The following is a 23133-nucleotide window of genomic DNA, read 5'->3' as shown; positions in this document are numbered from 1 at the left end:
CGGCGGGAATGCAACGGTCCGGCCGGGCCCTTTTCATTCCGCAACTCGACACCGATACCCGCGAGTCGACCGGGGTCGAGCAGACGCCCGCATACCGCCGGAGGTGGAGCGGGGGAGCGCGCGGCGTGATGTGCACCCGAAATCCGGGGGCCAAGGGTGTGCAATCCCCGGGAATCCCTTGCGTTCCACTTCCCCTTGAGGGAGCGTTCGGTGCGCAACGGACGACTTGCCGGGGGCGGGCAACCCGCACGAGGCCGTCCCGACGCCTGTATTCGCACACATGCTCAAGAAGCGGATGCTCGATGCACAGCTCACGCCATCGCGTCCCGGAACCTCCGGCAGCGGCTCCCGAGGACGCGGCAGCGGAGGAGGACCCCGAACCGGCCCCCCTCCTGGCCCGGCTGGGAGCAGCGCGCGGCAATTGGCCCATGGACCGGCAGGCCGCCACCTCGCTCCCGGGACTGCCCGCGTCGGTCCCGGTCGCCCGGCGCTTCGTCAGGATCACCGCCGCGATGTGGCACCTCACCGCGGACACCCTCGACGGCGTGGAGCTCTGCATGTCGGAGCTGGTCACCAACGCCGTCACCCACACGGACAGCCGCCAGCTGCACTGCCGGCTGTGGAGCGCCCGGGGTCTGATCTTCCTGGAGGTCGACGACGAGGACCGGCGCGACCTGCCGAAGTCGGCGGCGGCCGAGGAGGACGACGAGCACGGCCGCGGAATGATGCTGGTCGAGAGCTTCACCACGGCCTGGGGCACCCTGCCCAGGCTCGGACCGGTCGGCAAGACGGTGTGGGCCGCGCTGCCGCTGCCCTAGGCGGCCCGCCCGCTCCTCAGCCGGTTTCCGGGAGCGGTAGCGGCAGCTTCTGTATCGCCGCGGCCATGATCTCGGGGAACAGGTCCGGCGTGCAGGCGAAGGCCGGGGCGCCGAGCGCCGCGAGCGCGGCGGCGTGCCCCCGGTCGTAGGCCGGCGCACCCTCGTCGGACAGTGCCAGCAGGGCGATGAACTGCACCCCGGCGGCCTTCATCGCGGCGACCCGCTTCAGCATCCCGTCCCGGATCCCGCCCTCGTAGAGGTCGCTGATCAGCACCACGACGGTGTCGGCGGGCCGGGTGATCCGGGACTGGCAGTAGGCCAGCGCCCGGTTGATGTCGGTGCCGCCGCCCAGTTGGACGCCGAAGAGCACGTCAACCGGGTCGGACAGCTGGTCGGTGAGGTCGACCACCGCGGTGTCGAAGGCCACCAGCCGGGTGCGCAGCGAGTTCATCGAGGCCAGCACCGCGCCGAAGACCGAGGAGTGCACCACCGAGGCCGCCATCGAGCCGGACTGGTCGATGCAGAGAATGACCTCCTTGGTGACCGCGGTCGAGGCCCGGGCGTAGCCCACCAGCCGCTCCGGCACCACCGTGCCCCGGCCGTCCGCGCCCTCCGGCTCGATGTAGTTCTTCAGGTTGGCGCGGATGGTGCGGTCCCAGTCGATGTCCCGGTGGCGCGGCCGGTTGACCCGGGCGCTGCGGTCCAGCGCACCGCCGACCAGCGAGCGGGTCCGGGTGGCGATCCGGCGTTCGAGGTCGGCGACGACCTTCCGGACGACGGCACGGGCGGTCTCCCGGGTGGTCTCCGGCAGCGCCCGGCCCAGCGAGAGCAGCGTCCCGACCAGGTGGACGTCGGGTTCGACCGCCTCCAGCATCTCCGGTTCCATCAGCAGTTGGGCCAGCCCGAGCCGCTCGATCGCGTCCTGCTGCATCAGTTGGACGACACTGGTCGGGAAGTACTCGCGGATGTCGCCCAGCCAGCGGGCGACCTGGGGCGCGGAGCCGCCCAGCCCGGCCGTGCGCGAGCGGCCGCGCTCCGGCCGGCCGGCGCCCCCGCCCCGGTACAGGGCGGCCAGCGCCCGGTCCATCGCGGCGTCCCGCCCGGCGAGCCGACAGCCGGTGCCGTCCGCCTCGCCGCCGAGCACCAGCCGCCAGCGGCGCAGCCGTTCGTCGTCGCTCTCGGCGGTCGGCCGGGCGTCAGGGTCGGTTGTGGACGTCATCGGTGATCCTCCGTCAGTCCCAGCAGGAGTGCCGCGCGGGCGCGGGCGGTGGCGGCGCGGGGGCGGTCGGACGCAGCGGCGAACCCGGGGCGGTCGACGGCCTCGTCGGGGTCGGCCGGGCCGGCGGCGCCCGGTCGGCCGCCGTCGGCGCGGATCCGCTCGCCGATGGTGCGCCGCACCGGTCCCTCGAAGCCGGAGAAGGTCCGCCGCAGCAGCGGCAGCACCTCCGGGAACACGGCCGCGGGCACGGCGGTGATCCAGTCGTCGACCAGGCCGAGCAGCCGGGTGTCGTGGACCAGCAGCATCCCGCCGCCGGACAGGAAGCCCTCGATCCAGCCGGCCGCGTCCGCCGGCTCGCTCGCCCTGGACAGGGCGAGGCCCATCTGCCGGGCCGCCTCGGCGGGGTCCCAGCGGCTGTCGTCCAGCAGCAGCCGCGCCGCCCGGCCCCGGAGCAGCCCGGGGACGGTCTCCCGCCGGGCGAGCACCGCCAGGGTCGCCGACCAGCGGGCGGAGATCGGATCCGCCGGGGCCGCGGCGAGCAGGGCGAGGGCGGTGTGGGTGGACGCGACGTGGCCGGCCATCGCCCGCGCGCCGTCGGCGTCGAGGTTGGCGCAGGCCGAGGGCAGGCCGACGCAGATCCGCACGGCCAGGCCCTCGGCCAGCCGACGCAGGGCGGTCCCGTCGGTGCCGCGGACATCGCCGTAGCGCAGGGTGCGGACCAGGGCGGGCAGCGCCTCGGCGAGGTGGGCCACATCGGCGTCCAGGGCGGCCCGGTCGGCGAGCGCCCGGAGCACGGTGGCCAGCGCGTCCGGGAGGTCGGCCAGCAGGCAGTCCTCGGCGAGCGCGGTGACCTCCCCGAGGGAGGCCGCCCCGGTGGCACGGTCGGCCACCCGGGCGCCGGCCGCCGTCTCCACGGTCGTCCCCCAGATCCCGGCCTCGGCGACGGCCACGGCGAGCTCCGGTTCCCAGGACAGCCGCCAGCTCTCGCGGAAGGTGCCGGTGGAGGCGGTGCGCGAGTCCACCGGCGTCCCCCAGCCGATGTCCAGCAGCCGCAGCCGGTGCAGCAGGCGGCTGCGGGCCGCGTCGGTGTCCTTGCGCAGGTCCAGGTCGAGCTCGCGCTCGACCGCCTCGGGCCGCAGCCGGAGGCTCCGCTGCCGCGCCGTCAGATCGCGCTGCAGCGGGACCACCGGGGCGCCGTCCGGGACCGCGCCGAGGACGTCGCCGACGACCATCCGGTCGTGGATGAGCGCCAGCGGCACGTCGGAGCCCTCGCAGAGGACGGCCCGGACCGCGTCGGTGGCCTCGGCCAGGCCGGGCAGCGGACGACCGCGGACCAGGGCCAGCGTCTCGGCCAGCCGGACCGCCTCGATCACATGGGCCGAGGAGACCGGGTGGTCCTCGCCCCGCAGCAGTGCGGCGACGCCGGTGAGCCAACGCTCCATCAGGTGGTCCCGGCTCTCGAAGAGGTGCCGGTACCAGCCGGGTGAGGCGATGCCGGCGCCGTACCCGGAGGACCGGGCGAGCCGACGATGGGTCCAGGGCACCCAGGTGAACTCCACCTTGGCCTTGGGCAAACCCTTGAGCAGTCCGTTGTCAGCAGCGGCGGAGTGCCTCCCGGCGAGCGCGGGAACGTGCCAGGCGCCGCAGACGACGGCGATCCGGCGGTGGCCGGCCCGGCGGGCGGCGCGCAACTGCCGTCGCATATGGGCCTCGCGGAGCGCGTCGCGGCCGACCGCGGCGTCGGTCCGCAGCTCGGCCATGGCCTTGGCGAGTGCCCGGAACGGTGCCAGCGCGTCCGCGCCGGCCTCCGGCGTCCGGTGTTCGACCACGTCCTCCCACCACTGGTCGGCGTCCTCGCGGCCGGCGGCGCGGGCGAGTTCGGCGATCGGGTCGATCCGGTCGGTCCGGTCGTTCCGGTCGATCGGCCGCGACTCGGCTTCCGGCTGGTCCGGTCGATCCGGCTGGTCGGGCTGGTCCGGCTGGTCGAGGGCGAGGCTGTGCGCGGCCGGCAGGTCGATGAAGTGGACCGGCACCTCGTGGTCCAGGGCATGGCGCAGGGCCACCCACTCGGGCGAGAAAGCGGCGTAGGGCCAGAAGGCCGCGCGCCCGGGCTCCCCGGCGACATGGGCGAACAGCGCGACCGGCGGCTCCATGCCCTTCTCGGCGGCGAAGGACAGCAGCGCGTCGGCCTCCGGCGGACCCTCGATCAGCACCGCGTCGGGGCTGTACTGCCGCAGTGCGGCGGCCACCGCCCGGGCCGATCCCGGGCCGTGGTGACGCACCCCCAGGAGCACGACGCCCTCGGCGTCCTGGCCATCGGTGTTCCGGCTAACGGTCTCCTGTTGACTGGTCAACGCGGTCTCCTCCACTCCTCCCACCCTGGTCAGCGCTGCTCGGCATCGCGGCAGCCGCGGTAGAAGTCCTTCCAGTCCTCGCGCTCGCGGACCACGCTCTCCAGGTACTCGTGCCAGACCAGCCGGTCGGTGGAGGGGTCGCGGACGACCGCGCCGAGCAGCCCGGAGGCGATGTCGCCGGGGCGCAGCACGCCGTCGCCGAAGTGCGCGGCCAGGGCCAGGCCGCTGGTGACCACGGAGATGGCCTCGGCCGTGGACAGGCTCCCCGTGGGGGATTTGACCTTGGTCCGGCCGTCGGTGGTGACCCCGTCCCGGAGCTCGCGGAAGACGGTGACGACCCGTCGGATCTCGGCGGAACCGCTGGGCACCGCCGGAAGCTCCAGCGAGCGGCCGAGCTCGCCGACCCGGCGGGCGACGATCTCGACCTCGTCCTCCAACGAGGCCGGCAGCGGCAGCACCACGGTGTTGAAGCGCCGGCGCAGCGCGCTGGAGAGCTCGTTGACGCCCCGGTCCCGGTCGTTGGCGGTGGCGATCAGGTTGAAGCCGCGGACGGCCTGGACCTCCTCCCCCAGCTCGGGTATCGGCAGGGTCTTCTCCGACAGGATGGTGATCAGCGAGTCCTGGACGTCGGCGGGGAGCCGGGTCAGCTCCTCGACCCGGGCGGTCATCCCCCCGGCCATGGCCCGCATCACCGGGCTGGGCACCAGCGCCGCCCGGCTCGGCCCCTCGGCCAGCAGCCGGGCGTAGTTCCAGCCGTAGCGGACGGCCTCCTCGGGCGTCCCGGCGGTGCCCTGGACCAGCAGGGTGGAGTCGCCGCTGACGGCGGCGGCCAGGTGCTCGGAGACCCACGTCTTGGCGGTGCCGGGCACGCCCAGCAGCAGCAGGGCGCGGTCGGTGGCGAGGGTGGTGACGGCGACCTCGACCACCCGGCGCGGGCCGACGTACTTGGGCGTGATCACCGTCCCGTCGGGAAGGGTGCCGCCGAGCAGGTAGGTGGCCACCGCCCAGGGCGACAGCAGCCAGCGCGCCGGTCGGGGCCGGTCGTCGGCGGCGGCCAGCGCCGCGAGTTCGGCGGCGTAGGCGGTCTCCGCGTGCGGCCGGAGCGTCTCGGCCGCAGCGGTCCCGCCTGCGGCGGCGGTGCCGCCGTCGGCAGTGGACGCGGCAGTGGACGTGGCAGTGGACGTGGTCATGGCAACCCCCAGGGCGATCGGACGAACGGGCAGTCCCAGTAAGGAAGAACGAGCGACAGACGGATGGACTCAACGTCGGAATCGGGCAGCCGAGGGGACGCCGGCGCATCCCGTCGACTGCGAGAACCACTCTGCACCGCACCACTGACAATCGCCCCCGGCCCTCCGCCGGACGGCTGTGGCCTGCGGGAACGTCAGCCCGAAGGAATTGTCGGACCCGGCGTCTACCGTCGTTGCCATGGAGGATCGCTGGACACCCGAACACGTTCTCTCGCTCGCCCCTGACGCCTCGTCACGCAAGGCGGCGACCAAACTCTCGCACCCCGCGCCGTGGTCGGTCACCGGCTCGGACGACGCCGCCCTGTGGGGCCAGTGCCAGGGCAGCGGCGGCAGCCCGTACCGGACCGTCGTCGATCTCAGCGGCCCGGCCTACCAGTGCAGTTGCCCCAGCCGGAAGTTCCCCTGCAAGCACGCCCTCGGACTGCTGCTGCTCTGGTCCGCACACACCACCGGTGCGACGGCGGCCCCGGACTGGGCCCGGGACTGGCTGAACGCCCGCGGCCTGCGCGCCCGGCAACAGACGGCCCGGGCCACCGCCGACACGGACGCGGACGGAACGGACACGGACGGAACGGAGGACGGCGCCGCCGAACGGGCTGCCCGGCTCGCCGCGGACCGGCGGCTGGCCCGCCGGTCCGCCCGGGTGGCCGCCGGGGCGGCCGAGCTGGAGGACCGGCTGGCCGACCAGCTGCGGTCGGGGCTGGCCGACGCGCCCGCCCAGGGCGCCGCCGGCTGGGGGGAGGTCGCCGCCCGGATGGTCGACGCCCAGGCCCCGGGGCTGGCCGCGCGGGCCCGGGAGCTCGGCGCGGTCCCCGCGTCCGGTCCAGGATGGCCGTCCCGGCTGCTGGAGGAGTACGGCCTGCTGCACCTGTTGGCCGCCGGCTACCGGCGGGTCGACACCCTGCCCGAGCCGCTGGCGGCGACGGTCCGCGCCCGCGTCGGCTTCACCGTCGACACCGCCGAGCTGCTGCGCGGGTCACTGGTCCGCGACCACTGGCTGGTACTCGGCAGCAGCGAGGCCGCCGACGAGCGGTTGACGACCCGTCGGATCTGGCTGCGTGGCCGGGACAGCGGGCGCTCCGCCCTGCTGCTCTCCTTCGGCCGTCCCGGGGTCGCCCCCGAACTGGCCCTCCCCACCGGCCTCCTGATCGAGGCCGAACTGGCGTTCCACCCCGGCGCCCGGCCGCTGCGGGCCGCCCTGGGCACCCGCTTCGCCGCGCCCCGGACACCCGACCCGGCGGAGGCCGTCCCGGCCGGGGTGAGCCTGGACGACGCACTGGACGCCTACGGCCGGGCCCTCGGCGACGATCCCTGGCTGGAGTCCTGGCCGGTCGTCCTGGACCGGGTCGTACCGGTGCCGGGACCGCTGGGCTGGAGCCTCGCCGACCACAGCGGACCGGTCCCGCTGTCGATACCGGTGGACCGACGCAGCACCCCCGTCCACGGGCTGTGGAAGCTCGCCGCCGTCTCCGCCGGCCGTCCGTTGACGCTCTTCGGCGAATGCGGGCACCGCGGCTTCACCCCGATCACCGCCTGGTACGCCGACGCCCCCGAGGCCGCCGACGCCGACGCCGGCACCGACGCCACCCGCACCCGCATCCTGGGGGTCACCGCATGACCACAGCCCCGCACCCGATCGCCCCGGACGCCCGGGTGGCCCCGGCAGCCACGGTGGGCTGGGCCGACCTGGTCACCGCCGCCCTGCTCGGCACCGACCGGCGCCCGCTGCCCGCGCCCCCCGACCTGCTCGACCGGGCGGCGCTGGAGGCCGGGGCCCGCCGGGCCGGGCTCCGGCCCGGCCCGGCCGCCGCCGCTCCGCCGGGCCCCGGTCCGGACTCCCGGCCGGAGCTGTCCGACGCCGCCCGGGTCCGGCTCGCCCTGCTGCTGCCGACCCGGGACGGCGGTTCGGGCGGCACGGGCGGCGGCAACCTCGCCAACCTCAACGAACTGCTCCCCCAGTGGCTGGCCGCCGCCCGCACCCACGGCTACCGCTGCCCCGCCGCACTGGTCCCGGCGCTGCTGGACGCGGCCCGCTCCCGGAGCGAGCTGCGGAGCGACGCGGTCGTGCTGGCCGGGCCCCTGGGCCGCTGGCTCGCCGAACAGAACCAGGACTGGCGCTTCGTGCTGCGAACGCCCGTCCCCGGCCGCACCGCCACCGCACCGGACTTCGTGCTCTGGCAGGAGGGCCTGTTCGCGGAGCGGGTCACCCACCTCACCCAGCTGCGCCGGCACGACCCCGCCGCCGCCCTGGAGCTGCTGCAGGGGAGCTGGAGCAGCGAGCGGGGCGAGGACCGGCTGCTGTTCCTGGACGCCCTCCAGGAGGGGCTGTCCGCCGCCGACGAGCCCTTTCTGGAGGCGGCGCTGAGCGACCGTGCCAAGAACGTCCGGCTCACCGCCGCCGAGCTGCTGTCCACCCTGCCCGGTTCGGCCTTGGCCGGTCGAATGGCCGAGCGCGCCCTGGCCGCCGTCAGTCTGGCGGAGACGGCCGACGGGCCCAGACTGGCCGTCCATCCGCCGACGGCCTGCGACGCGGCGATGCAGCGGGACGGCATCCCGGCCGCCTCGCCGACCGGGCGCTCGGACCGCGCCTTCTGGCTCGGCGAGACCGTCGCCGCGACCCCGCTGGCGGTCTGGGCGGAACGGATCGGACCGGCCGAGGCGGTGCTGGCCCTGCCGGTCTCCGAGACCTGGCAGCAGGACCTGCGGGACGCCTGGGCCCGCGCCGCCGTCCGGCAGAACGACCGCGACTGGGCGCGGGCGCTGCTGTCCCTGACCGCCGGGGAGCCCGCCCCGGTGGGCACGGCGGCGAAGCTGCTGACCGTGCTGGAGCCGGCCGAGCGGGCCGGCTGGACGGCCGGGTACGTGCGGCGGCACGGTCTGGCCGAGACCTTCCAACTGCTGGTCGCCTGCCCGGCGCCATGGCCGGCGGCACTGGGCGGGGCCGTGCTGGCGGCGCTGTCCGGGGTGGCCGCCGCCGGCGGCTACCCGTGGAGCCACAGCGGGGTGATCGGCGTGACCGAGCGCTGCCTCGCCCCGGAGATGGCCGAGGAGCTGGCGGCCCTGGCGGTGAACGCCTCCCCCGCCTGGGAGGAGACCTTCGGCCGCCTCGGCGCGACCCTCCGGCTCCGCACCACGATGCTGGCCGAGCTGGCCGAGCCGACCCGGCCGTGACCGGCGTACGGTGCCCGGGCTCCGGTGTTCGGTCCCTGGCGTCCGCTGTTCGGAGCGGATATCCGGTGGCCCTCCGAAAGCTCCGGTTGCTTGGATGCCCCATGACCATCGACTTCCCGGAGGGCTACGAGCTCTCCACCGACCCGGCCCGCCTCGACGCCGAACTGATCCACCAGTGGCTGTCGCTGGACTCCTACTGGGCCCTCGGCCGCCCCCGCGCGAAGCAGGACCGCGCCATCGCCAATTCGCTCAACTTCGGCGTCTACGACCGCGCCTCCGACGCCCAGGTCGGCTATGCCCGGGTCGTCACCGACCGGGCGACCTTCGCCTGGCTCTGCGACGTCTTCATCTCACCCGCCGTACGCGGCAAGGGCCTCGGCACCGCCCTGGCCGCCGGCGTCCGGGACCACCTCGCCCCGTACGGCCTCCGCCGCATCATGCTGGCCACGGCGGACGCCCACGGGGTCTACGCCAAGGCGGGCTTCGAGCCACTCGCCCAGCCCGAACGCTGGATGGCCCTGGGCAGCTAGCGGCGCCGGTTCCGTCCCGCCGCCCGACAGGGGCGGCGGGACGGAACCAGGAGGCCGCTACGCCGCCGCGCCCGAGCCCACATGGCCGACCACCCAGGCCACCACGTCCCGGGTCGACGCCCCGGGGGTGAAGATCTCCGCCACGCCCATCTCCTTCAGCAGCGGGATGTCGTCCTCCGGGATGATGCCGCCGCAGAAGAGCTTGATGTCCTCCGCCTCGCGCTCGCGGAGCAGCTCCACCACCTTGGCGCAGAGGGTCATGTGCGCGCCGGAGAGGATCGACAGGCCGATGCCGTCGGCGTCCTCCTGGATCGCGGTGTCCACGATCTGCGCCGGGGTCTGGTGCAGCCCGGTGTAGATGACCTCCATACCCGCGTCCCGGAGCGCCCGGGCGATCACCTTGGCCCCGCGGTCGTGGCCGTCCAGGCCCGGCTTGGCCACCACCACACGGATCGGTCCGGACACACCCATCGTTGCCTCCTGCGTCAGCGCGGACGACCCCGACCGGGTTTCCGCGTCCGTTTCCTGGTTCTGCCCCGTGCGCCCGACGTTAACAGTCGTTCGCATCGCTAGGGCGGAGGTTATCGTCCGCGCTGCCCCTGCGCCGTTTCACGGCCCCGACCGAGGGGAGAATCACACCGGAACCAACGTTCACCGCACGTTGGACCCGGCGCCGCCCGGCCGCAATCCACCCGTGCCCACCCACTTCACCCGGCACCGTGCGCCCCTGTCCGTCCGACCACGGGACCTGTCCGCCGGCCCCTGCGTCCGCCTGCACCTGGGAGTCCGGAGCCGTGAGCTGCATCCCTCTGCGCCGAACCGTCGACCTCGTCCGCGCCGCCGGGCTGGAGACCGCCGCCCTCGCCGGGCAACTGCTGCTCGCGCCGACCGGCCTCACCCCCGGCCGCTGGCCGCCGCCGGCCCCGACCTGCGTCCACCCGCCGCAGCCGTCCCGGCGCACCGGCACGGCCCCGCCCGGACACGCCCCGGTGCTGCTGCTGCACGGCCTGTTCGAGAACCGTGCCGTGTTCACCCTGCTCCGGCGCTCACTGCGCAGCCACGGCTGGGAGCATGTGCACGCCCTCGGCTACAGCCCGCTGACCGCGGACGTCCACGGCGCCGCCGTCCGCTTCGGCCGACAGGTGGTCAGCACCCGGCAGCTGTACGGGGGTGAGCGGGTCGCGGTGGTCGGCCACAGCCTCGGCGGGCTGATCGCCCGCTACTACGTCCAGCACCTCGGCGGATCCGAGCACGTCCACACGGTGGCCACCCTCGGCACCCCGCACAGCGGCACCCCCACCGCGCTGCTGCTCCATCCGCTGCCGCTGGCCCGTCAACTCCTGCCGGGCAGCCGGACGCTGCGGACGCTGAGCGCCCCCGCGCCGGACTGCGACACCCGGTTCCTCTGCTTCTGGGGCGACTTCGACCCGCTGGTGCTGCCACCCGGCAGCGCCCGGCTGCTCCACCCCGACCTGCTGGTGGAGAACATCCGGGTGGCCGGGGCCGGCCATGTCTCGCTGCCGGTCCATCCCCAGGTGCTGGCCCTGCTCCGGCAGCGCCTGTCGAACCCGCCCGCCCCCGCCGTCCGACTCACTGCGGCCGAACGGCTCACCGCCTGACGGACGGCCAGTACCTGACGGACGACCAGTACCTGACGGCCGGGCTCAGAGCTTCTCCACCGGGGCGTAGCGGAGCAGCAGTTGCTTGGTGCCCTCGGTGCCGAAGTCGATGGTGGCCTTGGCGTCGTCGGCCGGGCCGGCCACGGCGACGACCGTGCCGAGACCGAAGCGGTCGTGGGTGACCCGGTCGCCGACGGCCAGCGAGACCGCCGGGCGGTCCTTCATCCGGCCCGCGCTCCTGCCCCAGCCGGCCGGCGCCGCCCGCTTGCCCGAGCCGCTGCCGAAGCCGCTGGTCAGACCGCTGGACGAGCCGCGCGAGGAGCCGCCGAAGCCGCCCCTGGCCGAGGGCGCCGCCGAGGCGGCCGAGCGCTTCTCGTCGACCAGCGTCGGCGGGATCTCCTCCAGGAAGCGCGAGGCCGGGTTGTACGAGGGCTGGCCCCAGGCCGAGCGCAGCACGGCGCGGGAGAGGTAGAGCCGCTCGCGGGCCCGGGTCAGCCCGACGTACGCCAGTCGGCGTTCCTCCTCCAGCTCCTTGGGCTGAGCGAGGGCACGCTGGTGCGGGAAGACGCCGTCCTCCATGCCGGTGAGGAAGACCACTGGGAACTCCAGCCCCTTGGCCGTGTGCAGCGTCATCAGCGTGATGACGCCCTTGTTCTCGCCCCCCTCATCATCCGGAATCTGATCCGAGTCGGCGACCAGAGCCACCCGCTCCAGGAAGCCGGCCAGGCCGCGGGCCACCGGCTCGGCGTCGGGGTCCTCGGCGTCGAGCTCCCCCTCGGCCGAGGCGAGCGCGGCCTCGGCCGCCGCCTCGGCCTGCTCGAACTCCAGGGCCACGGCCGCGAGTTCCTGCAGGTTCTCGACCCGGGTCTCGTCCTGGGGGTCGGTCGAGGCCTGCAGCTCGGCCAGGTAGCCGGTCTCCTCCAGCACCGCCTCCAGCACGGCCGCCGCACCCGCGCCCGAGTCGACCACGCCGCGCAGCTTGGCCAGCAGCTCGTTGAACTTCTTCACCGCGTTGGCCGAGCGCGCGGCCATCCCGTATGCCTCGTCCACGCGCCGCAGCGCCTCGGCGAAGGAGATCCGCTCGCGCTGGGCCAGCGCGTCGATCATCGCCTCGGCACGGTCGCCGATCCCGCGCTTGGGAACGTTGAGGATCCGCCGCAGCGGCACCGTGTCCTCGGGGTTGGACAGCACCCGCAGGTAGGCCAGGACGTCCTTGACCTCCTTGCGCTCGTAGAAGCGCACCCCGCCGACGACCTTGTAGGGCAGCCCGACCCGGATGAACACCTCTTCGAACACCCGGGACTGGGCGTTGGTCCGGTAGAAGACCGCGACATCGCCGGGGCGGGCGTCGCCGGCGTCGCACAGCCGGTCGACCTCGTCGGCGACGAACTGGGCCTCGCCGTGCTCGTCGTCCGCGACGTAGGAGACGATCCGGGCGCCGTCCGCGCCCGCCGTCCACAGGTTCTTGGCCCGGCGGTTGGTGTTGCGCTCGATCACCGCGTTGGCGGCGCTCAGGATGGTCTGGGTGGAGCGGTAGTTCTGCTCCAGCAGGATCGTGGTCGCGCTCGGGTAGTCCTCCTCGAAGTCGAGGATGTTGCGGATGGTCGCACCCCGGAAGGCGTAGATCGACTGGTCCGCGTCACCGACCACGCACAGCTCGGCCGGCGGCACCGACGCCAGCCCGGCCGCCGCCGGATTGACGTACTCGCCGTCCACCGTCATCTTGGGCCCGGAGCCGGCCGCGCCCCCGGACAGCTCCCGGACCAGGGTGTACTGGGCGTGGTTGGTGTCCTGGTACTCGTCCACCAGGATGTGCCGGAAGCGGCGGCGGTAGTACTCGGCGACGCTCGGGAACGCCTGCAGCAGGTGCACCGCGGTCATGATGATGTCGTCGAAGTCCAGCGCGTTGGCCTCGCGCAGCCGCCGCTGGTACAGGGTGTAGGCCTCCGCGAGCTTCCGCTCCATCGGGTTCTCGGCCTGCCCGGCGTAGGTCTCCTCGTCGATGAGCTCGTTCTTGAGGTTCGACACCTTCGAGGTGAAGGACTTCGGCGGGAACTGCTTGGGGTCGAGGTCCAGGTCCCGGCAGCACAGCGCCATCAGCCGCTGGGAGTCGGCCGAGTCGTAGATCGAGAAGCTGGAGGTGAAGCCCAGCAGCTTGCTCTCGCGGCGCAGGATCCGGACGCAGGCGCTGTGGAAGGTGGACACCCACATCGCCTTGGCCCGGGGGCCGACCAGGTCCTCGACCCGCTCGCGCATCTCACCGGCGGCCTTGTTGGTGAAGGTGATGGCCAGGATCTCCCCCGGCTGCACCCCCCGCGCCGCGAGCAGGTAGGCGATCCGGTGGGTCAGCACCCGGGTCTTGCCCGAACCGGCGCCGGCCACGATCAGCAGCGGCGACCCGGCGTGCACCACGGCCTCGCGCTGCTGCGGGTTCATCCCGTCCAGCAGCTGCACCGGATCCACGACGGTGCGCGGGGCGCCGTCGCGGTGGAACGCGTCCCGGCCGGGCGGCGGCGCGTCGAAACGGCCCGCGAACAGGTCGGCGGGCAGCTCCTCCTCGTAGGGGGCGTCGTCGAAGGGCGCGCCGTCGAAGGGGGCGTCGTCGTACGGCGCGTCACCCGGGGCGTCCAGGCCGGGCAGGGGGATGTCGTCAAAGAGGCTGCTCATCGTCTCCGAGTCTAGGCCGCCCCGCCGACAGCCCTCTCCAAAAGCCGGCAGCCGCCGCAAAAACCGGGAGACAGCGCCTGCGGCGACTCCGTACCGTCATCGGACATGTCACATTCGAACGACCCTGACACCGCACAGACGGTGAAGCAGTCGCGTTTCCTCTCCCTGGTGCTCCGGCACGAACCCGACCGGATCGGCCTCACCCTCGACCCGGGCGGCTGGGTCGCCGTCGACGAACTGCTGGCGGCGCTGGCCGCGCACCGGCGGCCGATGACCCGGGACCGGCTGGACCGCGTGGTGGCCGACAACGACAAGCAGCGCTTCGCCTTCGACGCCACCGGCACCCGGATCCGGGCCAGCCAGGGCCACAGCGTCCAGGTGGAGCTGGGCTACGCCGAGGCCGAACCGCCCGCCGTGCTGTTCCACGGCACCCACCCCGGCGCGCTGGCCGCCATCCGCCGCGAGGGGCTGCGCCCGATGCAGCGGCACGCCGTGCACCTCTCCCCCGACCGGGAGACGGCCGGCCGGGTCGGCGCCCGCCGGGGTCGCCCGGTGGTGCTGGTGGTGGACGCGGCCCGGATGGCCGCCGCGGGCCACCGGTTCCGGGTCAGTGCCAACGGCGTCTGGCTGACCGACGCGGTCCCGTCGGAGTACCTCGGCGGGCACGGTGCCCGGACCGGCGACCGGAGCTGAACCCGGAGCTGAACCCGGAGCCGGCGGATCCAGGTCGGTCAGACCAGTCGGCGGGCGGTCGCCCAGCGGGTCAGTTCGTGACGGTTGCTCAACTGGAGCTTGCGCAGCACCGCCGAGACATGGCTCTCGACCGTCTTCACCGAGATGAACAGCTGCTTGGCGATCTCCTTGTACGCGTAGCCGCGCGCGATCAGCCGCAGCACCTCGCGCTCCCTGGTGGTGAGCCGGTCCAGGTCCTCGTCGACCGGAGGGGTGTCGGTCGCGGCGAAGGCATCCAGTACGAAGCCGGCCAGTCGGGGTGAGAAGACCGCGTCGCCGTCGGCGACCCGGAAGATCGCGTCCACCAGGTCGGTGCCGGTGATGGTCTTGGTGACATAGCCGCGCGCGCCGCCGCGGATCACGCCGATGACGTCGTCGGCCGCGTCGGAGACCGACAGCGCCAGGAAGCGCACCGCCCCCGCGCCCTCGGGCGAGTCCGCCGGCGCGGTGCCGCCGGGCATCAGCGAGGCGCAGCGCCGCAGCACCTCGACCCCGCCGCCGCCGGGCAGGTGCACGTCCAGCAGGACCACGTCCGGCCTGGTCGCGGTGACCACCGCGACGGCCTGCTCGACATCGTCCGCCTCGCCGACCACGTCCACGCCGGTGGCCTCGGTCTGCCCGATCTCGGCGCGCACGCCGGTACGGAACATCCGGTGGTCGTCGACCAGGACGACCCGCGCCCGGCGGCCGACGGCCGCGGTTCCCTCGGTGCTCTCTTCCCCGCCCGTCATCCCTCGGCCCTCTCCATCTCAAGTTCGACCTCGGTACCGCCGGCCGGTGCCGGTCGTACCCGGGCGTGCCCGCCGTGCCGCTGCATCCGGCCGATGATCGACCCGCGCACGCCCATCCGGTCCTCCGGCACCGAGGCCAGGTCGAAACCGGGCCCGCGATCACGGACGAACACCCACACCGTATTCCCTTCGACCTCGGCATACACCGAGACCGGCTCGCCGCCGCCGTACTTGGCGGCGTTCACCACCGCCTCCCTGGTCGCCTGGACCTGGGCGGCGAGCCCCTCGTCCATCGGGCAGTCGCCGACGTGGATGAACTCGACCGGGATCCCGTGCAGGTCCTCCACCTCGGCGGCGACCGCGCGGATCGACTCGGCCAGGGTGGCCGGCGCGCCGGCGGACTCGCCGGGACCGGACGGACGGTAGAGCCACTGCCGCAGGTCCCGCTCCTGGGCACGGGCCAGCCGGGAGACCTCCTTGGAGTCGTCGGCGTTGCGGAGGATCAGGGTCAGCGTGTGCAGCACCGAGTCGTGGATGTGCGCGGCGACCTCGGCCCGCTCCTGGGCCCGGATCCGCTCGCGCCGCTCGGCGCTGAGGTCCTGCCACATCCGCAGCATGTAGGGCCCGCCGAGCAGCAGCACCCCGGCCAGGACCGCGAGCACGGCCTGGAAGACCTTGGCGAAGTCGCCGATGGAGCCGGACTCCACCAGGAAGCCGACCACCCCGGCGGCGACCAGCACCACCCCGGCGCAGAGCCGGAGCAGCGCCGAGTTCCGCTTGCCGTCGCCGAGCGAGAACCAGCGCGCCCAGCGGGCGTCGTCGGCCTGCCGCCAGACCACGGCCACCCCGAGCCCGGCCACCAGGAACGGCCAGATGTAGGGCGAACTCGACTGCTTGGTCAGGGTGTTGAAGAGCACCAGGACGCCGGCGACCAGTGCTATCAGGGCCAGCAGCGGCCCCCGGTGCGCCTCGGCCTCACCGGCGCGCGGGCGCGGCCCGGGACCGCCGAGCGGCTCGCCCTGGAGGGTCTGCTGGAGCGCCCGGCGCACCCGCCGCCAGCCGCGCTCCTCCTTGACCAGCGAGTAGGGCCCGACACTGCCCTGCTGCCAGTAGCTGGGCACGCTGCGGATGCCCAGCGGCACCGCGAACCAGAAGGCCGCGTAGAGCAGCGCACCCAGGCCGTTGCCGAGCAGCAGCACCACGAAGGCCGCGCGCACCCAGAAGACCGGGACGCCGAGGTGGGCGGCGAGCCCGTTGGCCACCCCGCTGATCATCCGTCCCTCGGGGATCCGGTAGAGCTTCCGGATGCGCACGGGCTCGGCTTCGGTGCTCTCGGGGGTGAGGTCTGCTGCTGCCACCCCCTGATCGTCACACGGTCGGGGTGTGCCGGGCATCAGGGTTGCGCAGGAACCTTCCCTGTCGTTGCCCCGAGCTGTGTCAGGGTTGGCCTCAGGGTCGGACCAGGGAGATGACGGATGGGCGCAGCGGCGGGCGGGCCGGAGGATGGCGGTATGACAGAGGAGACACCGCCCGCACCGGAGTCGGGAACGGCAGAGCCACCGGAGGGACCGCGCGCGCCGACCCGGCCGCCGCTGGAACGCAGCACCAGCCACCGGGTGGTGGCCGGGGTGTGCGGCGGACTCGGCCGCCATCTGAACATCGACCCGGTGGTGTTCCGGGTGGTCGTCGCCGTGCTCTGCCTGTCCGGCGGGGTGGGCCTGTTCATCTACGGGCTGGCCTGGTTGATCATCCCGGTCGAGCAGGACGGCCCGAGCGAGCTGAAGCGGCTGATGTCCGGGCGGGTGGACGGCCAGTCGCTGGGGGCGGTGCTGGTCACGGTGCTGGGCACCGGGATCTTCTTCTCCTACATGGGCGACAGCGACCACCTGTTCCCGCTGCTGCTGATCGCGCTGCTGGCCTTCGCCGCGCTGCGCTACGACCCGGACCGGTTCCAGGCCAGGCCGGTACCGCCGGTCGCGGACGCCTCGGCTCCGGCCGACGCCCCGCTGTCGGCCCCGGCCGGCGAACCGCAGCCGCCACGGCCGGCCGCCACCGCTGCCACGGCCACGGCCACGACCGCGGTGATCGCGACCGATGCCATCGCCCCGCCCGCCCCGGCCTGGTGGCAGCGGCTGGACCCGCTGCTGAAGCCCGGGACGACGCCACCGCCGCCGCTCGCCGATCCGGAGCCGAGCCCGTTCCGGGTGCCGCCGCCGGAGCCGCCGGCGGCCCCGGACCCCGGGCCCCGGCAGCGGGAGCAGCGGCCGGAACCGCCCCGGCGGAGGCGCTCGGCGCTCGGCTCGGTCTTCTTCTGCCTCGCGGTGATCACCGGCGGCGTGATGTGGGCCGTCGGCGTGCGCACCCACCACGGCGTGAGCCTGCTCGCGGTGCTGGCCGCCGCCCTGCTGGTGCTCGGCCTGGGACTGATCGTCGGCACCCGCTGGGGACGCGGCCGGGGCCTGGTGCTCTGGGCGACCCTGCTGACCCTGGCCGTGGCGGCGGTGGGCGCCAGCCCGGTACCGCTGCGCACCTCGTTCCAGCACATCCGCTGGGCGCCGGCGGCGGTCGGCCAGTTGGCGCCGTCCTACCAGCTGGGCTCCGGTCAGGCGACGCTGGACCTGGCCGACGTGCGGCCCGGGGCCGGACAGCAGGCGCACACCAGGGCGAGCCTGGGCGCGGGGCTGCTCCGGGTGCAGCTGCCCACCGGGCCCGAGATCGTGATCACCGCCAAGGTGGGCGCGGGCGCGGTGGTCCTGCCCGGCGGCGACGGCAGCGGGGGCGTCTCCGCCTCCCGGACGGAGACGCTGAACGCGGGCGGTGCGGCGGAGTACGGAACGATCGACCTCGACCTGTCGGTCGGGGCGGGACAAGTGGAGGTCACCCAGTGAGGCGCCATCGACTCGATCTGTTCTCGCTGGTCACCGGGGTGGCCTTCGTCGCCGTCGCGGTGCTCTACCTGCTGGAGTCGGCGGGCATGGTGCGCGTGGACGGGCAGTTGGTGATCCCGCTGGTGCTGATCGCCCTGGGGGCCGGCGGGCTGGCCGCCGCGCTGTACCGGATGGCGGGCGACCGGGGCGGGGAGAAGCGGGCGTCGGAGCCGGCGCCGGAGTCCTCCGACGGCGGCACCGAGTACGCGCCGTACGACCCCACCGGCTTCGATCGCCCGTTCCGGTAGGACGACCGCTACTCGAACATGTCGGGCTCGGTGCGCAGCGCCTGCTGGGCCAGCGGCTGGTAGTTGATCCAGGCCACCAGGTCGTTGCCGAGCTGCTCGCGGGTCACCACCGCGTTCTCGTGGCTGATGTGGACCGGCTTGCCGGCCGCCTTGGCCAGCAGCTGGACCTGGCAGGAGCGCTCCATGGTGATGAACCACCAGGCGGCGGCGTCCACGCTGTCGCCGACGGTCAGCAGCCCGTGGTTGCGCAGGATGACCGCCTTGTGGCCGGCGAGGGCCTTGGCTATCCGGCGCCCCTCCTCCACGTCCAGGACGACGCCGGTGTAGTCGTCGAACAGCGCGTGGTCCTCGTAGAAGGCGCAGACGTCCTGGGTCAGCGGCTCCAGCAGCTCGCCCAGCGAGGACAGCGTCTTGCCGTGCACCGAGTGGCTGTGGGCGGCGGCGACGACGTCCGGGCGGGCGGCGTGGACCTGGGCGTGGATCGCGAACGCGGCCTGGTTGACGTGGTGCCGGCCGGCCACGACCTGGCCCTCGTGGTTCACCAGGATCAGGTCGCTGACCTTGATGTGCTTGAAGGACATGCCGAAGGGGTTCACCCAGAAGTGGTCGGTCCACTCGGGGTCGCGGGCGGTGATGTGACCGGCCACGCCCTCCTCGAAGCCGAAGCGGCCGAACAGCCGCAGCGCCACCACCAGCCGCTCCTTGCGGTGCTGCCGCTCCTCCTCGACGGTCGCGAAGGTCTGCGGCAGGGCGAACTGCAGTTGGTCCATGGGTACGGGGGCGGGGGGCGGGTTGGTCATGGCGGCTCTCCTCGGCGGATTCCTGTCCTCGCTCTGGAAGCTACCCCCCGGTAGCGTCGTTGACCAGAGGTCCCGGGACCAGCCGTTCCCGGAAACGACCGCGCCGCCACCCGGACGAAGGCCGGGTGGCGGCGCGGTCGACGCCTGCGCGGGTGGGACTACTCCCACTCGATGGTGCCCGGGGGCTTGCTGGTGACGTCCAGCACGACTCGGTTGACGTCGGCGACCTCGTTGGTGATCCGGGTCGAGATCTTCGCCAGCACCTCGTAGGGCACCCGCGACCAGTCGGCGGTCATGGCGTCCTCGGAGGAGACCGGGCGCAGCACGATCGGGTGGCCGTAGCTGCGGCCGTCGCCCTGGACGCCGACCGAGCGGACGTCCGCGAGCAGGACCACCGGGCACTGCCAGATGCTGCGGTCCAGGCCGGCCGCGGTCAGCTCGGCGCGGGCGATGGCGTCGGCCTCGCGGAGCAGGTCGAGCCGCTCCTTGGTGACCTCGCCGACGATCCGGATGCCCAGGCCGGGGCCGGGGAACGGCTGGCGCTGGACGATCTCCTCGGGCAGCCCGAGCTCCGCGCCGACCTGCCGGACCTCGTCCTTGAACAGCTGGCGCAGCGGCTCGACCAGCGCGAACTGGAGGTCCTCGGGCAGGCCGCCGACATTGTGGTGCGACTTGATGTTGGCGGTGCCGGTGCCGCCGCCGGACTCGACCACGTCCGGGTAGAGCGTGCCCTGGACCAGGAACTCCACGGACTCGCCGTGGGCGCCGGCCTCGGCGACGATCTCGGCCGCGGCCTGCTCGAAGACCCGGATGAACTCCCGGCCGATGATCTTGCGCTTCTGCTCCGGGTCGGAGACTCCGGCCAGCGCGGTGAGGAAGCGCTCCTCGGCGTCGACGACCTTCAGCCGGACGCCGGTGGCGGCCACGAAGTCCTTCTCGACCTGCTCGGACTCGCCCTTGCGCATCAGCCCGTGGTCGACGTAGACGCAGGTCAGCTGGGAACCGATGGCCTTCTGCACCAGGGCCGCGGCGACCGCCGAGTCCACGCCGCCGGACAGGCCGCAGATGGCGCGCTTGTCGCCGACCTGCGCCTTGATCAGGGCGACCTGCTCCTCGATCACATTGCCGGTGGTCCAGTCGGGCTTGATGCCCGCGCCCCGGTAGAGGAAGTGCTCCAGCACCTGCTGCCCGTAGGTGGAGTGCAGCACCTCGGGGTGGTACTGGACGCCGTAGAGCTTGCGCGCGTCGTCCTCGAAGGCGGCGACCGGCACGACCTCGGTGGAGGCGGTGACGGTGAAGCCCTCGGGCGCGGCGGAGCAGGCGTCGCCGTGCGACATCCACACCGACTGCTCGGCGGGGGTGCCGGCGAACAGCGTCGAGCCGGTCTCGGAGACCGTCAGCGGGGTGCGGCCGTACTCACGGGCACCGCTGTTGTCGACGGTGCCGCCGAGGGAGATGGCCATCAGCTGGAAGCCGTAGCACATGCCGAAGACCGGGACCCCGGCCTCGAACAGTGAGCGGTCGAGCGAGGGCGCCTTCTCGGCGTAGACGGACGAGGGACCACCGGAGAGGATGATCGCCTGGGGCTTCTTCGCGAGCATCTCCGCCACCGGCATGGTGGAGGGGACGATCTCGCTGTACACATGGGCCTCACGGACCCTGCGCGCGATGAGCTGGGCGTACTGCGCGCCGAAGTCGACGACGAGGACGGCTCCTTCGGAGTGCGCAGTCTCGGCCTGGTGGTCGGGGGTCGCTGATGCCACGTGGCGGCCTTCCGGCGGTGCGATGGGGGCTGTTCCCCCATGGTACCGGCCAGGTCCGGCGGCGCCTGCCGCGAGGTCGCGACGGGCGCCGGGAACCGGGGTCGGGAACGGGGTCGGGAACGGGGTCGGGAACGGGGTCAGACCCGGCCCCGGCAGAGCTGCAGCAGCTGCATGGCGACCTCCGTGCCCTGCGGGCCCAGCGCCGCGCGGTAGCGGGCCAGGATCTCCATCTCGCGGGTGAGGGCGACCCGGGGGCCGCCGCTGCCGATCCGGGCGGTCTGGACCTCGGCGGAGACCGCCATCCGCTCCTGGACGAGGGCGAGGATGCGCTCGTCCAGCGCGTCGATCCGGGCGCGCGCGCCGGCGATGACCGCCTCGGCCTCGGGCTCGGCCACAGAGGTGGTGCCGACGGCGGCCGCGCTGCTGACGGGGGTGCTGCTCATGATGGTCTCTCCCTGGAGGACGGGGCCCGGTCCGGGGAGACGACAAGCGCCCCGGGCCAGTGGCCCGGGGCGCTTGTGCGATGCCTGTCTCGTACGTTCAGCAGGCGGCATCGCCATGGCAGCCGGAGCCTCCGGTGCCATAGCTAAAGACGTACGCCGTGATGAACATGGGCGACATCGTACCCGCTTCACCCGTTCGCCACGGACCAGAGGGCGTGACTCCTCGTCAGTGAATTCGTTGTGCCCGATGACCGTGCCGGGTCCGCGTCCCCTCCAGGGATGCGGACCCGCTCCCTCTTCTTCCGGGGGTCGCGCACGGCAGCAGGACCACGCGTGGAGTGTGCAGGACAGTCAGCCGATGCGATGAGACGTGCCGTCAGCGGCCCGTCGTGGGACCTCGCATCGACACTGCGACCGGACAGCAGGGGACAGCGGCCCGGTAGCGACTGGACGTGAGGGGGTGGTCCGGCAGCCGGGACGCCGGTCGCCGGACCACCCCTGAGCAGCCCGGGACGGTGCCCACGGCCGCCCCGGACCGCCTGCGGCCGCTCCCCTCACCGTCCCCCCGGAGCCATCCGCACCACGGGTACCGTCCCCGGCGCGCGCGAACACCGTGCTCCCCGCGACCTCTCCTTGCAGAGCGTGACAGCCACCCGCCGCGCCCCTCGCGCCACCCCCGCCCGGACGAGCCTGAAAATCGACTATGCCGAAGTGGGTCGAACTGCTTGCGGAAACCCGTCCATATCCCCCACGATGCTGGTGAGGGGGTGGACCAGAATTAGTTCGCAGCGGGACGGACAACCGGATTCCGCACGGTCGATCCCGAGCGGCCGGAACCCTTCCGTCATCACGTTGAGTGACATGGAGTCGCCGACGCGACCGCTGTCACGCCCATGGGGCGCATGACCCGGATGCGCGCCCCACGCGCCCGTCCCGTTCGCCCCGGAGGTTCACTCCACCGGTTCGCCCTCACAGGCCACCACCCGACGTTGGCCCACAGGCCGGCAGGCCGACCCACCGGACCAACCGACGGACGGCACCCACCCCCCGGTGCCGTTTCCGCAGCACCGGCGCAGCCCTGACGCCGCGTGCATGCAGTCAGAGGGCCCCGTCTTCCCCCGCGGGGCCCTCTGCCCTTCCCTCAGCCGGCACCGGCCCGGCCGGCCGCACCGGCACCGGGAGCTGGTTGAAGGCGTAGTAGAGCGCCAGCACCCCGTGCAGCGCCAGCGCCAGCAGCGCCGAGACGAAGGACAGCCCGAGCAGGACCGGGTAGACCACCAGGCCCACCGCGAACCGCAGCCGCATGGCCCGGGCGGCGACCGTGTCCACCCTGGCGTCGAAGCAGTGGCCGGTCCGGGTGAGCCACCACCACAGCAGCGAGAAGGTGATCGAGTGGGCCACCATGAAGCCGCTGTAGATGGCCATCGCATTGGAGGCCTCGGCCGGCTTGTCCAGGTAGTTGGCGACGACGTCCGCCGCCCAGGGCAGGGCGACCACGACCATCAGCAGCAGCAGGTTGAAGAAGAGCAGCGCCCGGTCGACCTGGGAGACGAAGCCGAACACCTGGTGGTGGTTGGCCCACATGATGCCGATCACCAGGAAGGTGAGCGCGTAGGCGGCGTAGGACGAGCCGTCCTCGCTGGTGATCTGGTGCCACATGCCGGACCCCGAGGGCACCTTGATGCCCAGGACCAGCAGGGTGATGGCGACGGCGAAGACCCCGTCGCTGAACGCCTCGACCCGCCCTGACTCGTTCACCGCACCTCGTTCGCAACAACCACGGCACTCCCCCGAGATGACACCGCCCGCGGCGACGGTGGTCGTCGACGCGGGCGGGTTCTGATCGGGAATCTAGCGGCCC

At 73.7% G+C, this 23133-nt stretch carries 19 protein-coding genes; 8 read left to right on the top strand and 11 right to left on the bottom strand.

Going from position 1 to position 23133, the window contains the following annotated elements:
• Nucleotides 1-428 precede the first annotated feature (428 nt).
• On the top strand, nucleotides 429-818 hold the full coding sequence (locus tag BS75_RS49470; protein WP_042437261.1) for an ATP-binding protein: 390 nt from the start codon (nucleotides 429-431) through the stop codon (nucleotides 816-818).
• Nucleotides 819-834: 16 nt separating this feature from the next.
• Here the strand turns inward: BS75_RS49470 and BS75_RS25155 are convergent, their stop codons facing one another.
• The 3 genes from BS75_RS25155 to BS75_RS25145 are packed head-to-tail and all read right to left on the bottom strand — an operon-like array spanning nucleotide 835 to nucleotide 5581.
• The gene (locus BS75_RS25155) at nucleotides 835-2037 is read right to left on the bottom strand and encodes a vWA domain-containing protein (protein WP_034089870.1); all 1203 of its coding nucleotides are present in this window, start codon (nucleotides 2035-2037) and stop codon (nucleotides 835-837) included.
• Entirely contained in the window at nucleotides 2034-4391 is a 2358-nt protein-coding gene (locus BS75_RS25150; protein WP_042437260.1) for a DUF5682 family protein, read from the bottom strand. Before BS75_RS25150 ends, BS75_RS25155 begins: the two co-directional genes overlap by 4 nt.
• A gap of 29 nt (nucleotides 4392-4420) precedes the next feature.
• Nucleotides 4421-5581, bottom strand: a complete 1161-nt coding sequence (locus tag BS75_RS25145; protein WP_034089869.1) for an ATP-binding protein — start codon at nucleotides 5579-5581, stop codon at nucleotides 4421-4423.
• A gap of 238 nt (nucleotides 5582-5819) precedes the next feature.
• Between BS75_RS25145 and BS75_RS25140 the strand changes: the two genes are divergently transcribed.
• The 3 genes from BS75_RS25140 (at nucleotide 5820) to BS75_RS25130 (ending at nucleotide 9342) form a co-directional block, all read left to right on the top strand.
• On the top strand, nucleotides 5820-7259 hold the full coding sequence (locus BS75_RS25140; RefSeq protein ID WP_034089868.1) for an SWIM zinc finger family protein: 1440 nt from the start codon (nucleotides 5820-5822) through the stop codon (nucleotides 7257-7259).
• A complete protein-coding gene (locus BS75_RS25135) occupies nucleotides 7256-8812 on the top strand; it encodes a DUF5691 domain-containing protein (protein WP_081982564.1) in 1557 nt (518 codons plus the stop codon). The genes BS75_RS25140 and BS75_RS25135 overlap by 4 nt, the downstream gene beginning before the upstream one ends.
• Nucleotides 8813-8913: 101 nt before the next feature.
• A complete protein-coding gene (locus tag BS75_RS25130) occupies nucleotides 8914-9342 on the top strand; it encodes a GNAT family N-acetyltransferase (protein WP_034089867.1) in 429 nt (142 codons plus the stop codon).
• 57 nt (nucleotides 9343-9399) lie between these two features.
• Here BS75_RS25130 and BS75_RS25125 read toward each other — a convergent pair whose 3' ends face one another.
• A complete protein-coding gene (locus BS75_RS25125) occupies nucleotides 9400-9813 on the bottom strand; it encodes a cobalamin B12-binding domain-containing protein (protein WP_034089866.1) in 414 nt (137 codons plus the stop codon).
• 323 nt (nucleotides 9814-10136) lie between these two features.
• Here BS75_RS25125 and BS75_RS25120 point away from each other — a divergent pair, with 323 nt between their 5' ends.
• A complete protein-coding gene (locus BS75_RS25120) occupies nucleotides 10137-10961 on the top strand; it encodes an esterase/lipase family protein (protein ID WP_042437259.1) in 825 nt (274 codons plus the stop codon).
• Nucleotides 10962-11006: 45 nt separating this feature from the next.
• On the opposite strand, the gene pcrA is transcribed toward BS75_RS25120, so the two are convergent.
• On the bottom strand, nucleotides 11007-13628 hold the full coding sequence (gene pcrA, locus BS75_RS25115) for a DNA helicase PcrA (RefSeq protein ID WP_034089865.1): 2622 nt from the start codon (nucleotides 13626-13628) through the stop codon (nucleotides 11007-11009).
• A 105-nt stretch (nucleotides 13629-13733) separates the two neighbouring features.
• Between pcrA and BS75_RS25110 the strand changes: the two genes are divergently transcribed.
• The gene (locus BS75_RS25110) at nucleotides 13734-14321 is read left to right on the top strand and encodes an RNA 2'-phosphotransferase (RefSeq protein WP_042437258.1); all 588 of its coding nucleotides are present in this window, start codon (nucleotides 13734-13736) and stop codon (nucleotides 14319-14321) included.
• Between the two features lie 38 nt (nucleotides 14322-14359).
• Here the strand turns inward: BS75_RS25110 and BS75_RS25105 are convergent, their stop codons facing one another.
• Both BS75_RS25105 and BS75_RS25100 read right to left on the bottom strand, forming a co-directional pair.
• The gene (locus BS75_RS25105; protein ID WP_034089864.1) at nucleotides 14360-15091 is read right to left on the bottom strand and encodes a LuxR C-terminal-related transcriptional regulator; all 732 of its coding nucleotides are present in this window, start codon (nucleotides 15089-15091) and stop codon (nucleotides 14360-14362) included.
• Nucleotides 15088-16485, bottom strand: coding sequence for a PspC domain-containing protein (locus BS75_RS25100; RefSeq protein ID WP_042437257.1), 1398 nt, complete (start codon nucleotides 16483-16485; stop codon nucleotides 15088-15090). Before BS75_RS25100 ends, BS75_RS25105 begins: the two co-directional genes overlap by 4 nt.
• Before the next feature lie 117 nt (nucleotides 16486-16602).
• Between BS75_RS25100 and BS75_RS25095 the strand changes: the two genes are divergently transcribed.
• Together BS75_RS25095 and BS75_RS25090 are read left to right on the top strand one after the other, a co-directional pair.
• A complete protein-coding gene (locus BS75_RS25095; protein WP_034089862.1) occupies nucleotides 16603-17979 on the top strand; it encodes a PspC domain-containing protein in 1377 nt (458 codons plus the stop codon).
• Complete coding sequence (locus BS75_RS25090) at nucleotides 17976-18266, top strand: hypothetical protein (RefSeq protein WP_034089861.1); 291 nt, start codon at nucleotides 17976-17978, stop codon at nucleotides 18264-18266. The genes BS75_RS25095 and BS75_RS25090 overlap by 4 nt, the downstream gene beginning before the upstream one ends.
• Nucleotides 18267-18274: 8 nt before the next feature.
• On the opposite strand, the gene BS75_RS25085 is transcribed toward BS75_RS25090, so the two are convergent.
• From BS75_RS25085 to BS75_RS25070, 4 genes are all read right to left on the bottom strand, one after another.
• Nucleotides 18275-19066, bottom strand: a complete 792-nt coding sequence (locus BS75_RS25085; RefSeq protein ID WP_197091960.1) for a class II aldolase/adducin family protein — start codon at nucleotides 19064-19066, stop codon at nucleotides 18275-18277.
• A 158-nt stretch (nucleotides 19067-19224) separates the two neighbouring features.
• Nucleotides 19225-20829 (bottom strand): glutamine-hydrolyzing GMP synthase, encoded by a 1605-nt coding sequence (gene guaA, locus BS75_RS25080; RefSeq protein ID WP_034089860.1) that lies wholly within the window; start codon nucleotides 20827-20829, stop codon nucleotides 19225-19227.
• Nucleotides 20830-20966: 137 nt separating this feature from the next.
• Nucleotides 20967-21272 (bottom strand): chorismate mutase, encoded by a 306-nt coding sequence (locus BS75_RS25075; protein ID WP_042437256.1) that lies wholly within the window; start codon nucleotides 21270-21272, stop codon nucleotides 20967-20969.
• A gap of 1098 nt (nucleotides 21273-22370) precedes the next feature.
• Complete coding sequence (locus BS75_RS25070; RefSeq protein WP_052069680.1) at nucleotides 22371-23030, bottom strand: TMEM175 family protein; 660 nt, start codon at nucleotides 23028-23030, stop codon at nucleotides 22371-22373.
• Nucleotides 23031-23133 lie beyond the last annotated feature (103 nt).

The organism is Streptacidiphilus albus JL83 (genome assembly GCF_000744705.1).
Taxonomy (GTDB): Bacteria; Actinomycetota; Actinomycetes; order Streptomycetales; family Streptomycetaceae; genus Streptacidiphilus; species Streptacidiphilus albus.
Note: the sequence above shows the minus strand (reverse complement) of the source record. Positions and strands in the feature narration are given on the sequence as shown.

Bases quoted from the DNA above. Each gene is read 5' to 3' on its own strand.
- BS75_RS49470 (WP_042437261.1), top strand. From the start codon at position 429: ATGGACCGGCAGGCCGCCACCTCGCTCCCGGGACTGCCCGCGTCGGTC.
- BS75_RS25155 (WP_034089870.1), bottom strand. From the start codon at position 2,037: ATGACGTCCACAACCGACCCTGACGCCCGGCCGACCGCCGAGAGCGAC.
- BS75_RS25145 (WP_034089869.1), bottom strand. From the start codon at position 5,581: ATGACCACGTCCACTGCCACGTCCACTGCCGCGTCCACTGCCGACGGC.
- BS75_RS25140 (WP_034089868.1), top strand. From the start codon at position 5,820: ATGGAGGATCGCTGGACACCCGAACACGTTCTCTCGCTCGCCCCTGAC.
- BS75_RS25135 (WP_081982564.1), top strand. From the start codon at position 7,256: ATGACCACAGCCCCGCACCCGATCGCCCCGGACGCCCGGGTGGCCCCG.
- BS75_RS25130 (WP_034089867.1), top strand. From the start codon at position 8,914: ATGACCATCGACTTCCCGGAGGGCTACGAGCTCTCCACCGACCCGGCC.
- BS75_RS25125 (WP_034089866.1), bottom strand. From the start codon at position 9,813: ATGGGTGTGTCCGGACCGATCCGTGTGGTGGTGGCCAAGCCGGGCCTG.
- pcrA (WP_034089865.1), bottom strand. From the start codon at position 13,628: ATGAGCAGCCTCTTTGACGACATCCCCCTGCCCGGCCTGGACGCCCCG.
- BS75_RS25110 (WP_042437258.1), top strand. From the start codon at position 13,734: ATGTCACATTCGAACGACCCTGACACCGCACAGACGGTGAAGCAGTCG.
- BS75_RS25105 (WP_034089864.1), bottom strand. From the start codon at position 15,091: ATGACGGGCGGGGAAGAGAGCACCGAGGGAACCGCGGCCGTCGGCCGC.
- BS75_RS25100 (WP_042437257.1), bottom strand. From the start codon at position 16,485: ATGCCCGGCACACCCCGACCGTGTGACGATCAGGGGGTGGCAGCAGCA.
- BS75_RS25095 (WP_034089862.1), top strand. From the start codon at position 16,603: ATGACAGAGGAGACACCGCCCGCACCGGAGTCGGGAACGGCAGAGCCA.
- BS75_RS25085 (WP_197091960.1), bottom strand. From the start codon at position 19,066: ATGACCAACCCGCCCCCCGCCCCCGTACCCATGGACCAACTGCAGTTC.
- BS75_RS25075 (WP_042437256.1), bottom strand. From the start codon at position 21,272: ATGAGCAGCACCCCCGTCAGCAGCGCGGCCGCCGTCGGCACCACCTCT.